Below are 17,028 nucleotides of genomic sequence, written 5' to 3' on the forward strand. Positions count from 1 at the left end.
CCATTCTGCCTAAATGTGTTGCGAGAGCGCCTTGTACGAACATGCCTGCAACCTTGGTGTTGCAGCGGCGGCCGGGGTGATTCCGCACGGCCACGCCCGATTTCCGATAAACTTGCGCCTTACAAGTCTATCGTCATCGATTGGAAACACCGTCATGCAAGCCGCCGCCATTCCCGCCAACGTCCCGCCTGCCCTGCTCGACTACGCCACTTCGTGCGCGCTGCCGACGCCGTGGGCCGAGTTCACGCTGCACGCCTGGGTCGAGGCTTCCACCGGCAAGGAACACCTCGCGATGGCACTGGGCGACCTGGGCAACGGCGAGCCGGTGCTGGCACGCGTCCATTCCGAATGCCTCACCGGTGACGTGATGTTCTCACAGCGCTGCGATTGCGGCGCACAACTGGAAGGCGCGCTGCGCCGCATCGCCGAAGAAGGCCGCGGCATCGTGCTCTACCTGCGCCAGGAAGGCCGCGGCATTGGCCTTCTCAACAAGATCCGCGCCTACCGCCTGCAGGAAGCCGGCGCCGACACGGTGGAAGCCAATCTGCAACTCGGTTTTCACGCCGACGCCCGCAACTATGAATTGTGCCGGCCAATGCTGGCGCAGTTCGGCATCAAGGCGGTGCGCCTGATGACCAACAACCCGCGCAAGATCGACGCCCTGACCCGCCTGGGCATCACGGTCACCGAACGCGTTCCGCTGCTGGTGAACCGCAACGCCCACAACAACAGCTATCTCAATACCAAGCAGGCCAAGCTGGGTCACATGATGGCGCCCCTGACCTCGCTTGAGCAGGGCGAGCCGGTCGCCCCGGTCACGCCTGCGTCGGTTGCCTGAGCGTCGGCGCGCTAACGCGCGCAGCGCTGGCCGCTCTGATGGCAAGATAGCGGTTTCCCTCTGCTTCCTGGTAACCGCATGAACCGGACCGTCGTGGCACGCCTGGCCGCACTCCTGACCATCTGCCTGGCGCTTGGCGCGGGGCTCGATCTCGTCACGCGGCCAGCGAGCGCGCAAACGGGGGCTGGCGCCGTCGCGCGCGCCGGGCTGGCGGCACCGGCGGGCGCCCCGGTCGCCGCGCCCGTGCCGCAGATCGCCGTCGATACGCCGCCGGCCGCCACGCCGACCGAGCTGATTGCGGGCGAGGCCGACACCCAGGACGCCCTGCCCCAGCCGTCGTCCGCCGCGCAGGACCTGTACGAATCGGCGCGCAGCGACCTGCTGCAGATCCGCATGCTGCTCAAGAACGGCCGCACCCAGTCCACGGTCGGCTCGGGCTTTTTGGTCGGCACCAGCAATCTCGCGCTGACCAATTACCACGTGGTCTCGCAAATGGCGCTCGATCCGGCCATCTACACGGCCGAATACATCGACACCGACGGCAATACCGGCCCGGTCGAACTGCTGGCAGTCGACGTGCTGCACGATCTTGCGGTCGTGCGCATCAACCGCAATGGCAGCGGCTTCTTCAAGGTGCCCGAACAGAAAGTGAAACTGCGCCAGGGCCAGCCCCTGTACTCGCTGGGCAATCCGCTCGACCTGGGCTTCGCGATTTCCGAAGGCGCCTACAACGGCGTGCTCACGCGCAGCTTCTACGATCGCCTGATCTTCAGTGGCCCGATCAACTCGGGCATGAGCGGTGGCCCAAGCGTGACCGCCAGCGGCACCGTGGCCGGCATCAACGTCTCGCGCCGGCGCGATGGCGAATCGGTCAGTTTTCTGGTGCCCGTGATGTACGCGCAGGAGCTGCTGCGCAAGGTGGCGCAGCAAGCCGCGCCGCCGCCCGACTTCAATCCGCTGATCGGCAAGCAGCTACTGGCGCACCAGGCCGGCATGGTCGACCGGCTGCTCGAAGAACCGCTGACGCTCAAGGGCATGGGGCCGTACCTGGTGCCGGTGCGCGAGTCGGGCCAGGTGCGCTGCTGGGGGCGCTCCAATGCGCGCGGCGCTGCGTATGCGGTCGACGCCATGAGCTGCGTGATGCAGTCAGCGGTGTTCGTCTCGGACGTCCAGCAGACCGGTAATGTCTCGATGACCCACCGCTACATCCGCTCGGGGACGATGGACCCGATGCGCTTTGCCGCGCTGGCCACCGACATCTTCCAGGTCGATAACCTGGGCAGCACGGGCGATCCGCGCCTGACCAAGCCATTTTGCACCGAGCGCTTCGTGCACACGCGCACGCTGCCGCTGCGCGCCGTGACCTGCGTGCGCGCCTACCGCAAGTTCGAAGGGCTGTACAACTTCACGCTGCTCACGGCCAGCACCGACGCCTCGCAGGCCAGCCTGCAAAGCCGGCTCGATGTGTCGGGCGTGTCGTACGAAAACGGCATGCGCGTCACGCGCGCCTATCTTGGCGCCTTCGGGCGCCCGGTGCGCAAATGAGCGGGCCCTGGACCATCGAGACGCTGGCGCGCAATGGCGAGGTGCTGCACCGGCATCGCGTGACCACGCTGCCGATCCGCCTTGGCCGCGCCTACGACAACGACTTCATTGTCGACGACGAGTACGCCGCCGCGCACCATGCGCTGGTCGAGCTTGGCGCCGATGGCGCCCTGCTGCTGCGCGACCTCGATACGCGTAACGGCATCAACCACAAGGGCCGGCGCGTCAAGGAACTGACGCTGGGTGGCGACACCGTCGTGCGCATGGGGCACACGTCGCTGCGTATCCGCCCGGCCGCGCACCCGGTGCCGCCCGAACTGGTCGACCGCACGATGCACGGCTGGGAAGGCATGCTGCCGGGCGGCGCCGGCATCGTCCTGTGCCTGTTGACCGCGCTGTTCGTGGCATGGCTGCTCGACGCCGGGGGCGACCCCGAACGCTACGGGGTGTACCCGGCGGTGGCCGTGGGCGCCGGCCTGGCCTGGAGCGGCATGTGGGCGTTTTCCAACCGCCTGTTCGGGCGCCGTGCGCGCCTCGGGCGGCACCTGTTCATTGTCGGCTTTGGGCTGGCGGCGCTGGTCGGCGTGCGCCTGCTGGCCAGCGTGGTGGCCTATGCGTGGTCGCTCGAATGGCTGACCGGCTATGGCTCGCATGCGGTCGTCGTGACGGTGTCGATGATGATCTACTTCCACCTGGCCACCGTGACGCCGCAGTTCCGGCGCCGCCTGCGCCTGTCCTGCGCCGGGATCGCGGTGCTGGTCTCGCTCCTGATCCTGGCCGGGAACATGCAGCGCAATGGCCGCACCGCCGATGAGCTGTACATGCCGGTGCTGCTGCCGCCCGAGCTGCGTGCCAGTCCCGCTGTGCCGGTGGCCGAGTACATGGGCAGCGTGGGCGCGATGAAGCGCGAGATCGACGCCGAGCGCCGTGGCAATGCCGAGTAAGGTAACGACCTAGTCCAGCGCCGCCAGCAGGCGGCTCACCGTTTCGGCCGCGATCGGCTTGGTAAAGTGCTGGTCGAACCCGGCCTCGCGCGAGCGTGCCTGGTCTTCTTCCGAACCCCAGCCGGTCACGGCGACGATGGTCATCCGCGCCAGCGCCGGCATCGCGCGCAGGCGCGTGGCCAGCTCGAAGCCCGTCATGCCGGGCATGCCGATATCGAGAAACGCGACGTCCGGCACGAACGCCTCGGCCAGGGCCAGGGCATCGCGGCCATTGGTGGCGGTGCGGATCTCGTGCGAATTCAGTTGCAGCAGCAGCGACAGGCTTTCGGCGGCGTCGGTGTTGTCGTCGACCACCAGGATGCGGAACGTGCGGCGCTGCGCCGTGCGGCGGTCCTGGCGCGCTGTGTCGTCGCCCGCCACTGCCATCCGCGCGCCCAGTGGCAGGCGCACAGTGAACGTGCTGCCAAGGCCGGCGCCGGGACTCTCGGCGCTGACGCTGCCGCCATGCAGCGCCACCAGCTGGCGCACCAGCGACAGGCCGATGCCCAGCCCGCCCTGCGCCAGGCCCCTATTGCGGCCGACCTGGTTGAACATCTCGAAGATCGTGTCGTGGTGCTCGGGCGGGATGCCCACGCCGCTGTCGGTCACTGCCACCACGGCCTGTCCGCCATCGCTCCGGTCCTTGTGCACCGTGAGGCGGATGCTGCCGCCGGGCGGCGTGTACTTGGCTGCATTGGTCAGCAGGTTGTTGATCACCTGCGCGACGCGGGTCGGATCGATATCGAGCAGCAGCGGCTCGCCCCACATGGCCACATCGAGCACGTGGCGCGCGCCCTGGATCATCGGCGTGCTGGTCTCGACCGCGCTCGCCACCACGCGATTGAGGTCGACCAGCTGCTTGCGGATATCGATCTTGCCGCTGGTGACGCGGGCGACGTCGAGCAGGTCGTCGATCAGGTGCGTCATCTGGCGCGTCTGGCGTTCGAGCATTTCACGTACACGCTCGATCGTCTCGGGACTGTCGGCGCGCAGGCGCATGATTTCCAGACCAGTGCGGATCGGGGCCATCGGGTTGCGCAGTTCATGCGCCAGCACCGCCAGGAATTCGCTGCGGTGGCGGCTGGCCTCGGCCGATTCGTGGGCCTGGCGTTGCAACGCTGCTTCAACGCGACCGGGCTCGCCGGCGTCGATTTCGAAGGCCGTATGGAAGAAGCCATGCACCGTGCCGGCGGCATCGCGCAGCGGCGAAAAAGCAGTATTGAAGTGGCGCGCGCCAGGCCCGAGCAGCACGTCGTCGAGCCAGGCCGGCGCACCGGCAAGCGCGCTGTCGACCAGCGGCGCGAGGCGCGGCCAGGCGGCGGGCAGAATGTCGGCCAACGGCTGGCCCAGCGCTTGCGCGGGTTGTTCGCCCAGCAGGCTGGCGTAGGCATCGTTGAACAGCACCGGCATGGCGTCCGATGCAGGCGTACGCCAGCCAACCAGCGCCGGATGCCGCGCGTCGAGCATCAGATCGACGGCCACCCGCAGTTCGGGCGGCCAGCCTGCGGCATCGCCCAGTGGGGTTGCTGCCCAATCGTGGTTGCGCACCCGCGCGCGCATGCCTCGATTGTCGGAAGACATGGAAGAAGGTCGGCCCGGATCGCTCATGGTTTGATTGTCGCATGAACTCTAATTGACGGTAGGCAATTGACCCCTGGATGATGCAATTTTTCCGCAGTTGCCGAGGTCCATGGAACGGCACCACGAGAAGGCGCATCGAGGTTTTGAGACGATTACCCTGCAGGCGGCTTCGTAGAACGACGTTCCGCTCTATCGTCTTCCAAGTTGCCGGTATGCTGGCCCGAGTCGTCGATCTGATAATGCTTGCTGATGGCGCGATTCCGGGAATCGGCGAATGGCTCGGAAAGCAACTGAATGGCAGTAAAGCGCCCGTTAGGCTTCTTTTGAAGATTTTCCCAGTAAGTACCCCGCGACAGTACCTAACAATCCCATTACAGGCGCAATTTGCTTGTCACTGTACCCAGCGACGACCAGAAAGACTGCCATGATAAGGATCACGATCGTCCCTATGACACGCAGCGTCGATTCAGGGGAAGATCCCCACTTGATCATCAGCACCGTCACGATCAGCACAAGCACGCCGAAAGCGAGGACAACGGCGCTGACAGTCATTGCGCTCTCAGCTGTCCACCACTGCGCTGGGATGCCCGTCTGATGTGAGGTTTCACGTTTGATCGCAGCGATCTGTGCATCTAGTGATTCAAGGGACGGGAGCTTATTCTGACCTTGCATTCTCTATCTCCTGTCCCTGTTTGCACTGCAACCCAGCTAACTGTTTTTCAAGCGTATATATCTGAAGACGTTGGGCATTATGCGCTTGACGCAGCGTCTGAAATTCCCAGAGCGTTCGCGGCGGGTAGGCCATGGAAATTTCAAGCAACACTGCTTTTTGTTCCAGCAGCGACACAAGTCGAGCCAGACTCTCATATTTTGCTTGAGGCAATTGGCCGGAGACGGCCTGTGAATCCAATAAATCTGCTGGATAAAAAAAACTCTCGAGCCGCGGCCCGGGCACGACATTGCACTTGATGGAAAGGCCTTGCTGAATGCAAAGCTGTGGTGTTCTCCCGCTCTGCGCCAGCCTTGCAAGGTTCGCTTTCTCCTGGCTGATTGCGTCGTCTATGGAAATCGGGACTTGGGCACATGCACCGCCCCAAGTACCTGCCCATGCAGTCAACAATATCAGTAGACTTCGCATATCACCCCCAAGGTTCGTGAGCACCCATGACGCGACGTTTGTCAGCCCCTTCTGGCACCACGTTACCTTAATCGATTGGCTGGATTACATAGCCTGCCAAACATTGCGACCACTCGATAAACGAAAACATGCATGCCTCTCGCTACGTGGTTGATCGACCGTGTCGGACACGAATTAACGAGACTACGTCGCGCGCGGACTGCTCGTTTGCGGTGCACCAAACGTGTTCGCCTTCATGAGCGTTGCCTGATGAAGTGGCTGGCCCGATCCTTGCATGTAGAAAAGCACACTGAACTGCGGGAGAAGTCGATGTTTACCCAAAACGATGTGCTCGAATACACGGGCATGCAAGGCCATATGATCCGCGTGCTGTGGATCGACCGTTCACAGGCGCTGGCCTGGACGTACCGCCTGGGCAGCCCCTCGGCCCTTCCCGAGCCGGTGCTGTTGCACGAACTCGAGAAAGCACTGCGCGCCGGTGGGGTGCGCCGGTTGCTGGTCGATCCGTTCGCGGCCGCGCCGCCGCAGGAGCCGGTACCGCAAGGCTACCTGGCCCTGCAGGCCAAGGCCTGGTCGGCCGTGCGCGCCCTGCACGCCGACCGCCAGGCCTTGTACCAGCCGCGCGAACGCGCCATCCTGATGGCCGGTTACGCTGCGGCGCATGGCATCTCGAAGTCCAGCATCCTGCGCTACCTGCGCCGCTACTGGGAACGGGGCCAGACGCCGGACGCACTGCTGCCGGACTATGGCAACTCGGGCGCACCGGGCCGCACGCGCGCCGTCACCGCCGGCATCAAGCGCGGCCGGCCACGCAAGGGCGAGGCCACCGGCACCAATGCGGACGAGCGGATGCGCGCGATCTTTCGCGCCGCTGCGGCGCGCTACGCCGCCAGCCATGACGATTTTTCGCGCCGCGCAGCGTATCGCCAGATGCTGGGCGACTTCTTCGAGGGCCAGGATGCGGGTGGTTTGCCGAGCTTTGGCCAATTCAATTACTGGCTCGAACGCGACGCCGCCGCCCCGCCAGCGGTCACGCTGACGCGCCCTTGTGCACCATTGCCGGGCCGCGCTGCACCACGCGTTGCCCACCACGCGGCCATGCCGTGAGCCACCAATCCGGTGCGCCGCACGCCAGCGTGGTGCGCACCGGATAATCGTCTAGCGTGGCCGGTGCATCTGGAACAGCTGTTCCGGCCCGACCGAGAAGTAATCGGCCGGTCCGCCACCACGCAAAATATGGCCGGCAGCAGCCGTGTCGTAAATGCCGTCCTTCAGCGACGCCGCAGCGATGTGCACGCCCACCACTTCGCCCAGTACCAGCCAGGTCGGCACAGTCTCGCCGCTGGCCTGCTGCAGCTGGATGATCTGCGTGACCTTGCATTCGAACGCGACCGGGCTTTCGGCCACGCGCGGCGCCGCCACCAGGCGCGACGGCGTGGGCGTCAGCCCGGCCAGCGCGAATTCATCGACTTCCGGGCCGACGGCAGCGCACGACGCGTTCATTGCCTCGGCCAGCGGCCGGGTTGCGAGATTCCACACGAATTCGCCCGTTTCCTGCACATTGCGCAGCGTGTCCTTGGCGCCGATGCTGGCAAACCCGACGATCGGCGGCACGTAGTTGAAGGCGTTGAAGAAGCTGTAGGGTGCCAGGTTGCGCACGCCCGCCCCGCTCAGCGACGAGATCCAGCCGATCGGGCGTGGCCCGACGATGGCGTTGAAGGGGTCGTGGGGCAGCCCGTGGCCTTGACGGGGTTCATAGAAATGGATCGACATGAGATGGTTTTTTCTTGAAGGGTTCAGGATGGGTTGCTTGTGCGGGAGGCTTCTACTGCCAGACCGGCGCCGCAATCCTTGCAGAACTGCGCGCGCGGATCGTGGTCCGGGCTGCCGCAGGCGCTGCAGCTGCGTGGTTCGCCGCGCGGCGCATGGCGCGACAGTTTTTGCGACGTCATCTCGGCGCTGACGATCCCAGTCGGCACCGCCAGGATGCCCCAGCCGAGCAGCATCATGAACGATGCAATCGCCTTGCCCAGATGCGTGTGCGGCGTGATGTCGCCATAGCCGACCGTCGTGATCGTTACAGTGGCCCAGTACATCGCCATCGGGATGCTGGTGAAGCCGCTCTCCGGCCCTTCGACCACGTACATGACGGTGCCGAGAATCAGGATCAGCATCAGCACGACCGACAGGAACACCATGATCTTGCGCTTGCTGGCGACCAGCGCCTCACCGAGGCGCGTGTACTCGTCGACGTAGCGCGTGAGCTTGAGGATGCGGAAGATGCGCAGCAGGCGCAGAATGCGCACGTCGAGAAATACCTGGCTGCCCGGAACCAGCAGTGAAATCCAGGTCGGCAGCACCGAGACCAGATCGATCACGCCATAGAAGCTGCGCGCATAGCGCATCGGACGCTGCACGCAGACCAGGCGCGCGATGTACTCGAGCGTGAAGAAAATCGTAAACGTCCATTCGAGCACCGACATCTGCGCTGCGTAGCGCCGGCCGATGGCCGGCACGCTGTCGAGCACCACGGTCAGAATGCTGAGCAGGATGATTGCGACGAGCGCAAGGTCGAAGCGGCGCCCGGCCGGCGTGTCGGTGCCGAAGATGACGTCGAACATGCGCGCGCGCCAGCCGCCTGGCGGGCGGCCCAGCAGGGTTGGCATATCGCGCGGCGCGGTTGGGACGGTGTGGTTGTCGGTCGCCCGGCTCATCGGGCGTGCTGCGTGACCCAGGCGCCAAATGCGGCCATGAATTTTTCAAAGAAGGCGCGCGCGCTGTCGTCGATCAGCCGGTCGCCTTCGTACTTGCTCGCGACGCCGCCAATATAGGCCTCTGGCGCCGGCATCGTCGGCATGTTCAGGAACGGCAGCATCTGGCGCAGATGGTGGTTGGCGCCGAAGCCGCCCAGGGCACCGGGCGAAACGCTGACCACGGCGCACGGCTTGTCGGCGAACGCTGCCTTGCCATACGGGCGCGAGCCGACATCGATGGCGTTCTTGAGCGAACCCGGCACCGAACGGTTGTATTCGGGCGTGCAGAACAGGATGCCGTCCGCGCTCTGGATCGCCTCGCGGAACACCGTGAACGCCGGCGGCGGCGTGTCGGTCTCATCGTCCTCGTTGTACAGCGGCAGGTCGCGCAATTCGACGATCGTCAGTTCAAACCCGTCCGGGGCCACGGCGATGAGGCTGTTGGCAACGCGGCGGGTGAACGATTCCTTGCGCAGGCTGCCGACGAGGACGGCGATTTTCTTGGTGGTCATGGGATCCTTTGAGTATGCATGATGTGTTATCGATCTCTCATGATACCCATTTTCACGGCGACGCTGGGCCGTTACAGCCGCAGGCGCCGGTACATCTGCAGGAAGCGCTTGCGCCGTGCCTTGGTCAAGACCACCACCGGATCGCCATGCCACGCGTACAGGAACGGCGCGCCACCCTGGCGGTCGCTGATGCGCACCGACAGCAGGAACGCCGTGCCAAGCGGGTACTGCGCCAGGTCGAGCAGGCGGCGCGAGCATTGCACCCGCATGCCCGTCGAAAACGCCTGCCCCGAGACGGGCGAAATGCACGGCCGGCCACGCCAGTCCAGCCTTGATTCCACCGCCACCTCGCGGTATGCCCATGCATCGCGCGCCATCCTTACGCCTTTGCCAGCACGGGCGCGCGGACCACGTGCGCCTCGCGGATCGGCAGATTGATCAGCGCGGCAGCCGCCGCCAGGGCCATGTCGGCGTACCACATCCAGCTGTAGTCACCCGTGTGGACGACGGCCAGCCCACCCAGCCAGGCGCCGAAGAACCCGCCGATCTGGTGCGACAGCAAGGTCATGCCGAACAGCGTGGCAAGGTAGCGCACGCCGAACAATTTGCCGACCAACCCCGCCGTGGGCGGCACCGTGGCCAGCCAGGTAAAGCCCAGCGCGCCAGCAAAAATATAAAAGGTCCATGCGGTCTTGGGCGCCAGCAGATACAGCCCGACGATGACGACGCGGCTCGCGTAGATCCAGAACAGCAGCGACTTCATCCGGTAACGCGAGGCCAGCATGCCGGCCGACAGGCTGCCTGCAATGTTGAACAGGCCAATCAGCGCGAGCGCCGTGGCCGACACCGTTGTCGGCAAGCCGCACATGGCAACCTCGCCCGGCAAGTGGGTGACGAGAAAGGCGATGTGAAAGCCGCAGGTGAAAAAGCCCGCATGCAGGCACAGGTAGCTGCGGTCGCGCAGTGCCTGGCGCAGTTGCTGGCCGAGGGCGATGGGTGGTACCGCTGGAGCTACCGGTGCGGATGACGTCACTGGCGCGGTGGCGGCGGCAGCGCGCTTTCGCCGCAGCGGCCACGCCAGCGGAATGGTGAGCAATGCAGTCCCCGCCAGCGTCAGCATCGCCACGATCCAGCCCGCGCCGGCGATGATCGCGCCCATCAGCGGCGCGAGTGCGAACTGGCCGAACGAACCGCCGGCATTGATGAAGCCGGACGCGAACGCGCGGCGCTCCGGCGGCAGGCGCTGCGCCGTGGCGCCGATCAGGATCGAGAAGCTGCCCGCCCCTGCCCCGGCCGCCGACAGGAAGCCCATGGTCAGCAGCAGCGCCCATTCGGACCCGACGAACGGCGTGGCGGCCGTGCCGACCGCCAGCATCACGCCGCCCAGCGCAATCACGCGGCCCGGGCCATATTTGTCGGCCACGGCGCCAAACACCGGCTGCGCCACGCCCCACATCAGCTGCGCCACCGCCATCACGAAGCTGATGGTGGCCACGCCCAGGCCGGTGGCCGTGTTCAGCGGCGACAAAAACAGGCCGCTCGTCAGGCGCGTCCCCGTCGTGATCATCATGACAGCGCTGGCGACCAGGATCAGTGTCCAGGCCGCGCGTGGCGACAGGGTGGCAGAGGTGTTTGTCATTTGGCAATTATAGAGCCAGCGCCCCTGCCGTGGGCGACGATCAGCCGGCCGATCAGTCGGCTGGCGCGCGGATCAGCAATGCGGTCGATTGCGCGGCCATGCCTTCTTCGCGCCCAAGATAACCGAGCTTCTCGTTGGTCTTGGCCTTGATGTTGACTTGCTGGGGTGACACGCCCAGGTCTTCGGCAATGCGCGAGACCATCAGCGGGATGTGCGGCGCCATCTTCGGTTGCTGCGCGATGATGGTCGCGTCGATATTGCCGATCGTGTAGCCCGATTGCAGCACGCGGTGCCCTACTTCGCGCAGCAGCGTGCGCGAATCGGCGCCGGCGAACATCGGGTCGGTGTCCGGGAAGTGCTTGCCGATGTCGCCCAGCGCGGCCGCGCCCAGCAGCGAATCGATGATCGCGTGCAGCAGCACGTCGGCATCCGAATGGCCTTGCAGGCCCAGGCGGTGCGGGATGGTCACGCCACCGACGATGAGCTTGCGCCCTTCGACGAGCGCGTGGTTGTCATAGCCGGTGCCGATGCGAAACGGTGGAGTGGGATTGTAGGATGCGAGTGCCATGATGGTCGTTTCTTGTCTTGGTCAAATGGAGGCGTCGGCGGCCAGGTACATCTCGGCGATGCGGATGTCCGATGGCAGCGTGACTTTCAGGTTGCGCGGGTGCCCTTCGACCAGCCTGGGGGCCAGGCCGAGGGCTTCCACCGCGCTGGCGTCGTCGGTGATCGCGGCCGGGTCGGTCGCCGCGTCGAGCGCGCGGCACAGCAGCGCGTAGGAAAACATCTGCGGCGTCTGGGCCAGCCACAGGTTGGCGCGGGAGACGGTGGCGATGCCGTCGTCGCCCCTGCGCTTGACGGTGTCGACCACCGGCAGGGCCAGCAGGCCGCCAGCCGGATGGTCGCCTGTCTCGGTGATCAGGCGTTCGATCAGCGCGGCGTTCAGGCCGGGACGCGCGGCGTCGTGCACGAGAACGTGGTCGGTATCGGCCAGCGCGGCGCGCACGGCGTGCAAGCCATTGCGGATCGATTCCATGCGTGTCGCGCCGCCGCAGCGCAGGACGGTCACGCGGCTCGCGCGCTCGCTGGCGTCCGGCAGCACGGCGTCGATGAACGGGTCGTCCGCGCTGACCACCACATAGGTGTGCGCAATCAGCGGGCTGGACAGAAAAGCGTCGACCGTGTGGCGCAGCATGGGCTTGGCGCCGATCGGCAGGTATTGCTTGGGACTGCCGGCAGCCATGCGGGCGCCGACACCGGCGGCCGGAATCAGGGCCACGTGGCGGCGGGTCAGGTCGGATTGTTCGTTCATGTTCTCAACTGCCTATCAACTACATTTTTTAACTGCGTTTTTTCATCCATTACGACGTGCAGGTCTCAGCAACGACTGTACCTCACCTGCACAAACCTTGCCCAGGCGGGCGTACTCCTGCGGCGTGTCGATCGCGGCCTGCAGCACTTCAACTTTGGCCATCTCGCCTTTAATGTAGGGCATCCAGCTGCGGTCGATTTCGCGCTGCAGCAGCGCCCGCGCCTGGCCGATGGGCGCATACAGCGGCTTGCCGCCAAAGCGCGCAGCCAGCCGGGCGCGCACGGTGGCTTCGGCTTTCGGCATGAAGGTCTGGTACGTCGTCAGGTGGCGCATTTCATGGGCCAGCACTTCGCGGTAGGCGCACGACGCGGGCGGGAATTCGCGGCTGACATACACGACGATGGGCGCGTAATCGAGACTGACGTCAATGCGCGGCGCCACGCATTCGTAACCCGTTGCCGGGTCGGCCAGCATGCGCCCGTCGACCTTGATGCGCACGCGCGCTTCGGTGTGCGTCAGGCCCAGCACCCACGACCCGCGCCGCACGCTGGGCATCAGGCGCGTGAGGTCGTAGAACGAGCGCGTGTTGTCGATCCGATAGCCCTGCTCGCGCGTCGACAGCACCGAGATGCTCTCGCCGATCGTGTCTTCGCAGCGCGCCTGCAGCGGCGTGCGCGTCTGCGCCGATGCCGCCGACGCCAACAGGGATAGCGCTGCTGCAAACAACCAGGGCTGCATCGTGCTCAGGCGGGCGTCCAGTCGCCGGCCAGGATTTTCTCGAGCCAGAACGTGCCGATGATCGTCTTGACGTCGGTGATCTCGCCACGGCGCACGAGCTCCAGCAGTTCGGGCAGCGTGACACTGAACAGTTCGAGGAATTCGCCGGCGTCGAGCTGTTGCTCGCCGTGCGTCAGGTCTTCGGCCAGGAAAATCTCGAGATGCTCGTCCGAGTAGGCAATGGCATTGTGGATGGTGCAGACGAAGCGCCACCTAGCGGCCGTATAGCCGGTCTCCTCGACCAGTTCGCGTTTGGCGCAGTCGAGGTGGTCTTCGCCCGGATCGATCTTACCGGCCGGGAATTCGATGAAGACCTTGCCATTCGGGTAGCGGAACTGGCGTTCCAGCAGGATGCGCCCATCGGGCAATAGCGGGAGGATGACGACGGCGCCGGGGTGGCGGATGAATTCGCGGTGGCTTTCCTTGCCATCCGGCAGGCGAATGCGGTCGCGTTCGACCTTCAGGAAGGGACCATCGTAGACGACGCTGCCGTCGAGGCGGGTTTCTTTCAGTTCCGGCACTATGTGCTCCTTATCGTTGAGGCTGCGATACGAAGCATCATAAGCGAACCGCTCGATCTCTACCTGCGTGGCTTGTGCAGATACCGCATCACGAAGCCGGGAAACGCCAGCACCAGGAACAGGCACCCGGTCACGGCATGAAACTCCCAGGTCTGCACGGCCACCGACCCGATGCGCGATTCGAGCAGGCGGGCGATGAAGCCCACCACGAAGTACAGCACGATCAGCTCGAGCAGCCGCACCGGGAACGGCTTGGTGCGGCGCTCCCCGGCCGGCTTGCGGCTGGGGAGCGTCATGAGCCCGAACAGGCGCTCGTTGATGAACGGCAGGTTGGCGGCGGCCAGTGCGAGCAGCACCACCAACCAGGCGGCCAGGTTCAGATCCACGCCTTACTTGGCCAGCGTGGCTTGCATGGCGGTGTAGCACACGGCCAGCAGGCTGCCTGGAATCACGCCCATCACCACGATCGCCACGCCGTTGAGCGACATGATGATGCGCATGTCCAGCGGGGTCGAGATGGCCGAGGTGTCGACGGCTTCGTCGAACCAGATGGTCTTGACGATGCGCAGGTAGTAGAACGCACCGATCAGCGAGAACATCACCGCGACGACGGCCAGCCACACCATGCCGGCATTGGCCACGGCCTGCAGCACTGCGTACTTGGCGATGAAGCCCACCATCGGCGGCACGCCAGCCAGCGAGAACATCAGGATGGTCATGACGATCGCGAACCATGGGCTGCGCTTGCCGAGTCCCTTGAAGTCGCTGATCAGCTCGGCTTCATGGCCGGCACGGGCCAGCATCATGATCAGGCCGAAGGTACCGACCGTCGTGAGCACGTAGATGATCGTGTAGTACATACCGGCGCTGTAGGCAGCGGCGGCATCGGTCGTATCGCCACCGATATTGCCCACCACCAGGGCCAGCACGACAAAGCCCATCTGGGCAATGGTCGAGTAGGCCAGCATGCGCTTGAGATTGGTCTGCGCGATCGCGGTGATGTTACCGAAGGCCAGCGACAGCACGGCCACGACCATCAGCATCTGCTGCCAGTCAAAGGCCATCGATGGCAGCGCTTCGACCAGCAGGCGGATGATGATGGCGAACGTCGCCAGCTTCGGCGCGCCGCCCAGCAGGATCGTGACGGCCGTCGGGGCGCCCTGCACCACGTCCGGCACCCACATGTGGAATGGCACGACGCCGAGCTTGAACGCCAGGCCAGCCACCAGGAACACCAGGCCAAAGACCAGGATCATCGGATCCGCCTGATTGGCGGTCGTAACCTGCCCGATCGTGGTGATGTCCAGCGAACCGGTGGCACCGTAGATCATCGACATGCCGTACAGCAGGAAGCCCGAGGCCAGTGCGCCGAGGACGAAGTACTTCATCGCCGCTTCGGTCGAGATCGCGTGATCGCGGCGCAGGGCCACCAGGGCGTAGGTCGACAACGACATCAGTTCCAGGCCCAGGTAGATCGACAGCATGCTGTTGCCGGAGATCATGATCATCTGGCCCAGCATCGCGAACAGCGCGAGCACGTAGAACTCACCGCCCAGGTTGCCCGACATCATGTCGCGCTCGCCAATGTACTGGCGCGAATAGACCAGGGTCATGGCCGTGGCTGCATAGGTGAACAGCTTGAGCAGGTTCGACATCGGGTCGGACACGTACATCCCGTTGAAGGTGAAGACGGTCGTGCCGGCATTGAAATCGACGAAGGAGAACACGGCGCAACCGGCGATTGCCAGCAGCGACAGCGCATACGTCAGGTTGCGCTTGCCGGCCTTCAGATACATGTCGATCAGCAGGATCGCCGAGGTGGCGATCAGGAGGAAGATCTCGGCGTAGACCGGCACCAGATTGGTGTCGACCGCCGATAACAGGGTTGTGTTCATCTCGTTCATGGCGTTTTATTGAGGCACTTTGCTGACTGCGACATGTTGCAGGAGATCGGTGACCGACACCTGCAGGGTGTCGGCGATCGGCGCCGGGTACAGGCCCATGGCCAGGGTGGCGATGGCCAGCACCGACAGGATGGCGAACTCGCGGCCGTTCAGGTCGACCAGCTCGGCGACATGCTTGTTGGCGACCGGGCCGAAGATGACGCGCTTGACCATCCACAGCGAGTAGGCGGCGCCCAGGATCAGCGCGGTGCCCGAAGCAAGACCGGTCCAGAAGTTGAACTCGACCGCGCCCAGGATGACCATGAATTCGCCGATAAAGCCCGACGTCGCCGGCAGGCCGGCATTGGCCATCGAGAACAGCACGGCGAAGGCAGCGAACTTCGGCATCGTGTTGACGACACCGCCGTAGGCAGCGATTTCACGCGAGTGCACACGGTCGTACAGCACGCCGATACACAGGAACATCGCGCCCGACACGAAGCCGTGCGAGATTGCCTGCATCAGGCCGCCCTGCACGCCCAGGTCGTTGAACATGAAGAAGCCCAGCGTGACGAAGCCCATGTGAGCAATCGACGAGTACGCCACCAGTTTCTTCATGTCCTTCTGGACCAGTGCAACCAGACCGATATAGATCACGGCGATCAGCGACAGCACGATGACGACCGGCGCCAGATACTGGCTTGCGTCCGGGGTGATCGGCAGCGAGAAGCGCAGGAAACCATAGGCGCCCAGCTTCAGCATGATCGCGGCCAGCACGACGGAGCCGCCGGTTGGCGCTTCGACGTGGGCATCCGGCAGCCACGTGTGCACCGGCCACATTGGCACCTTGACGGCAAATGCCATGAAGAAGGCGCAGAAGATCAGGATCTGCTCTTTCATCGTCAGTGGCAGCAGGTGCCAGTCGAGGATGTTGAACGTCCCCGACGCGTTGTACAGGTAGATGATCGCAACCAGCGTCAGCAGCGAACCGAAGAACGTGTACAGGAAGAACTTGAACGCTGCATACACGCGGTTCGGGCCGCCGAACACGCCGATGATGATGAACATCGGGATCAGCGTTGCTTCGAAGAAGAAGTAGAACAGCAGGCCGTCCAGCGCGCAGAACACGCCGATCATCAGACCCGACAGGATCAGGAACGAACCCATGTACTGGGCGACACGTTCCTGGATCACTTCCCAGGCCGCCAGCACGACGATGATCGTGATGAAGGCGGTCAGCGGCACGAACCACAGCGACAGGCCATCGACACCCAGGCGGTAGAAGATGTTGAAGCGCTCGATCCAGGCCGCTTCTTCAAAGAACTGCATGCCGTGGGCGGCGTTGTCGAAGTTCGTGATCAGGGGAATCGTCGGCAACAGGCTGACGATGGCGCCCACGAGCGAGAGCATGCGTACCATGCCGGCGTTCTTGTCGCGGCCGACGGCCAGGACCAGCACGCCGAACAGGATCGGGAGCCAGATGGCCAGGCTCAGGTACGGTGGAAATGTTGAAATTGTAGACTGCATCATTTTTCGTTATCTCTGC

Annotated in this window: 19 protein-coding genes; 4 read left to right on the forward strand and 15 right to left on the reverse strand. The window is 64.7% G+C overall.

The window, feature by feature from the left end; all coding sequences use genetic code 11:
* Positions 1–154: 154 nt before the first annotated feature.
* The 3 genes from ribA to ACZ0AJ_RS12295 all read left to right on the forward strand — a co-directional run bounded on the left by ribA (position 155) and on the right by ACZ0AJ_RS12295 (position 3,327).
* Positions 155–838, forward strand: a complete 684-nt coding sequence (gene ribA / locus ACZ0AJ_RS12285; protein WP_499454779.1) for a GTP cyclohydrolase II — start codon at positions 155–157, stop codon at positions 836–838.
* Between the two features lie 78 nt (positions 839–916).
* Positions 917–2,383 carry a S1 family peptidase gene (locus ACZ0AJ_RS12290; protein WP_499454780.1) on the forward strand — a complete coding sequence of 489 codons (1,467 nt, stop codon included), beginning with the start codon at positions 917–919 and terminating at the stop codon, positions 2,381–2,383.
* Positions 2,380–3,327: an FHA domain-containing protein gene (locus ACZ0AJ_RS12295; RefSeq protein WP_499454782.1), complete on the forward strand. Its 948-nt coding sequence runs from the start codon at positions 2,380–2,382 to the stop codon at positions 3,325–3,327. Before ACZ0AJ_RS12290 ends, ACZ0AJ_RS12295 begins: the two co-directional genes overlap by 4 nt.
* Before the next feature lie 9 nt (positions 3,328–3,336).
* On the opposite strand, the gene ACZ0AJ_RS12300 is transcribed toward ACZ0AJ_RS12295, so the two are convergent.
* From ACZ0AJ_RS12300 to ACZ0AJ_RS12310, 3 genes are all read right to left on the reverse strand, one after another.
* Positions 3,337–4,947 carry a hybrid sensor histidine kinase/response regulator gene (locus ACZ0AJ_RS12300; protein ID WP_499454784.1) on the reverse strand — a complete coding sequence of 537 codons (1,611 nt, stop codon included), beginning with the start codon at positions 4,945–4,947 and terminating at the stop codon, positions 3,337–3,339.
* Between the two features lie 312 nt (positions 4,948–5,259).
* Positions 5,260–5,619 (reverse strand): hypothetical protein, encoded by a 360-nt coding sequence (locus ACZ0AJ_RS12305; protein ID WP_499454786.1) that lies wholly within the window; start codon positions 5,617–5,619, stop codon positions 5,260–5,262.
* Positions 5,603–6,085 (reverse strand): hypothetical protein, encoded by a 483-nt coding sequence (locus ACZ0AJ_RS12310; protein ID WP_499454967.1) that lies wholly within the window; start codon positions 6,083–6,085, stop codon positions 5,603–5,605. Before ACZ0AJ_RS12310 ends, ACZ0AJ_RS12305 begins: the two co-directional genes overlap by 17 nt.
* Positions 6,086–6,394: 309 nt before the next feature.
* Here ACZ0AJ_RS12310 and ACZ0AJ_RS12315 point away from each other — a divergent pair, with 309 nt between their 5' ends.
* Positions 6,395–7,192, forward strand: a complete 798-nt coding sequence (locus ACZ0AJ_RS12315) for a hypothetical protein (RefSeq protein ID WP_499454969.1) — start codon at positions 6,395–6,397, stop codon at positions 7,190–7,192.
* Between the two features lie 51 nt (positions 7,193–7,243).
* Here the strand turns inward: ACZ0AJ_RS12315 and ACZ0AJ_RS12320 are convergent, their stop codons facing one another.
* From ACZ0AJ_RS12320 to ACZ0AJ_RS12375, 12 genes are all read right to left on the reverse strand, one after another.
* Positions 7,244–7,858 carry a flavin reductase family protein gene (locus tag ACZ0AJ_RS12320; RefSeq protein ID WP_499454791.1) on the reverse strand — a complete coding sequence of 205 codons (615 nt, stop codon included), beginning with the start codon at positions 7,856–7,858 and terminating at the stop codon, positions 7,244–7,246.
* Positions 7,859–7,881: 23 nt separating this feature from the next.
* A complete protein-coding gene (locus tag ACZ0AJ_RS12325) occupies positions 7,882–8,799 on the reverse strand; it encodes an ion transporter (RefSeq protein WP_499454971.1) in 918 nt (305 codons plus the stop codon).
* Positions 8,796–9,350, reverse strand: a complete 555-nt coding sequence (locus tag ACZ0AJ_RS12330; protein WP_499454794.1) for an NADPH-dependent FMN reductase — start codon at positions 9,348–9,350, stop codon at positions 8,796–8,798. The genes ACZ0AJ_RS12325 and ACZ0AJ_RS12330 overlap by 4 nt, the downstream gene beginning before the upstream one ends.
* Before the next feature lie 71 nt (positions 9,351–9,421).
* Positions 9,422–9,727 carry a hypothetical protein gene (locus ACZ0AJ_RS12335; protein ID WP_499454795.1) on the reverse strand — a complete coding sequence of 102 codons (306 nt, stop codon included), beginning with the start codon at positions 9,725–9,727 and terminating at the stop codon, positions 9,422–9,424.
* Between the two features lie 2 nt (positions 9,728–9,729).
* Positions 9,730–10,989, reverse strand: a complete 1,260-nt coding sequence (locus tag ACZ0AJ_RS12340) for an MFS transporter (protein WP_499454796.1) — start codon at positions 10,987–10,989, stop codon at positions 9,730–9,732.
* 52 nt (positions 10,990–11,041) lie between these two features.
* Positions 11,042–11,557, reverse strand: coding sequence for a 2-C-methyl-D-erythritol 2,4-cyclodiphosphate synthase (ispF, locus tag ACZ0AJ_RS12345; RefSeq protein WP_258834881.1), 516 nt, complete (start codon positions 11,555–11,557; stop codon positions 11,042–11,044).
* 21 nt (positions 11,558–11,578) lie between these two features.
* Entirely contained in the window at positions 11,579–12,301 is a 723-nt protein-coding gene (ispD, locus tag ACZ0AJ_RS12350; protein ID WP_499454797.1) for a 2-C-methyl-D-erythritol 4-phosphate cytidylyltransferase, read from the reverse strand.
* Between the two features lie 42 nt (positions 12,302–12,343).
* Entirely contained in the window at positions 12,344–13,039 is a 696-nt protein-coding gene (locus ACZ0AJ_RS12355; protein WP_499454798.1) for a hypothetical protein, read from the reverse strand.
* Positions 13,040–13,044: 5 nt separating this feature from the next.
* Positions 13,045–13,602: an NUDIX domain-containing protein gene (locus ACZ0AJ_RS12360; protein ID WP_499456781.1), complete on the reverse strand. Its 558-nt coding sequence runs from the start codon at positions 13,600–13,602 to the stop codon at positions 13,045–13,047.
* Positions 13,603–13,658: 56 nt separating this feature from the next.
* Positions 13,659–13,985: a DUF2818 family protein gene (locus ACZ0AJ_RS12365; protein WP_499454800.1), complete on the reverse strand. Its 327-nt coding sequence runs from the start codon at positions 13,983–13,985 to the stop codon at positions 13,659–13,661.
* A 3-nt stretch (positions 13,986–13,988) separates the two neighbouring features.
* A complete protein-coding gene (nuoN, locus tag ACZ0AJ_RS12370; RefSeq protein WP_370662804.1) occupies positions 13,989–15,503 on the reverse strand; it encodes an NADH-quinone oxidoreductase subunit NuoN in 1,515 nt (504 codons plus the stop codon).
* Positions 15,504–15,509: 6 nt separating this feature from the next.
* The gene (locus tag ACZ0AJ_RS12375; protein WP_499454801.1) at positions 15,510–17,012 is read right to left on the reverse strand and encodes an NADH-quinone oxidoreductase subunit M; all 1,503 of its coding nucleotides are present in this window, start codon (positions 17,010–17,012) and stop codon (positions 15,510–15,512) included.
* Between the last annotated feature and the right edge of the window lie 16 nt (positions 17,013–17,028).

This window comes from Telluria sp. AC161 (assembly GCF_979258535.1).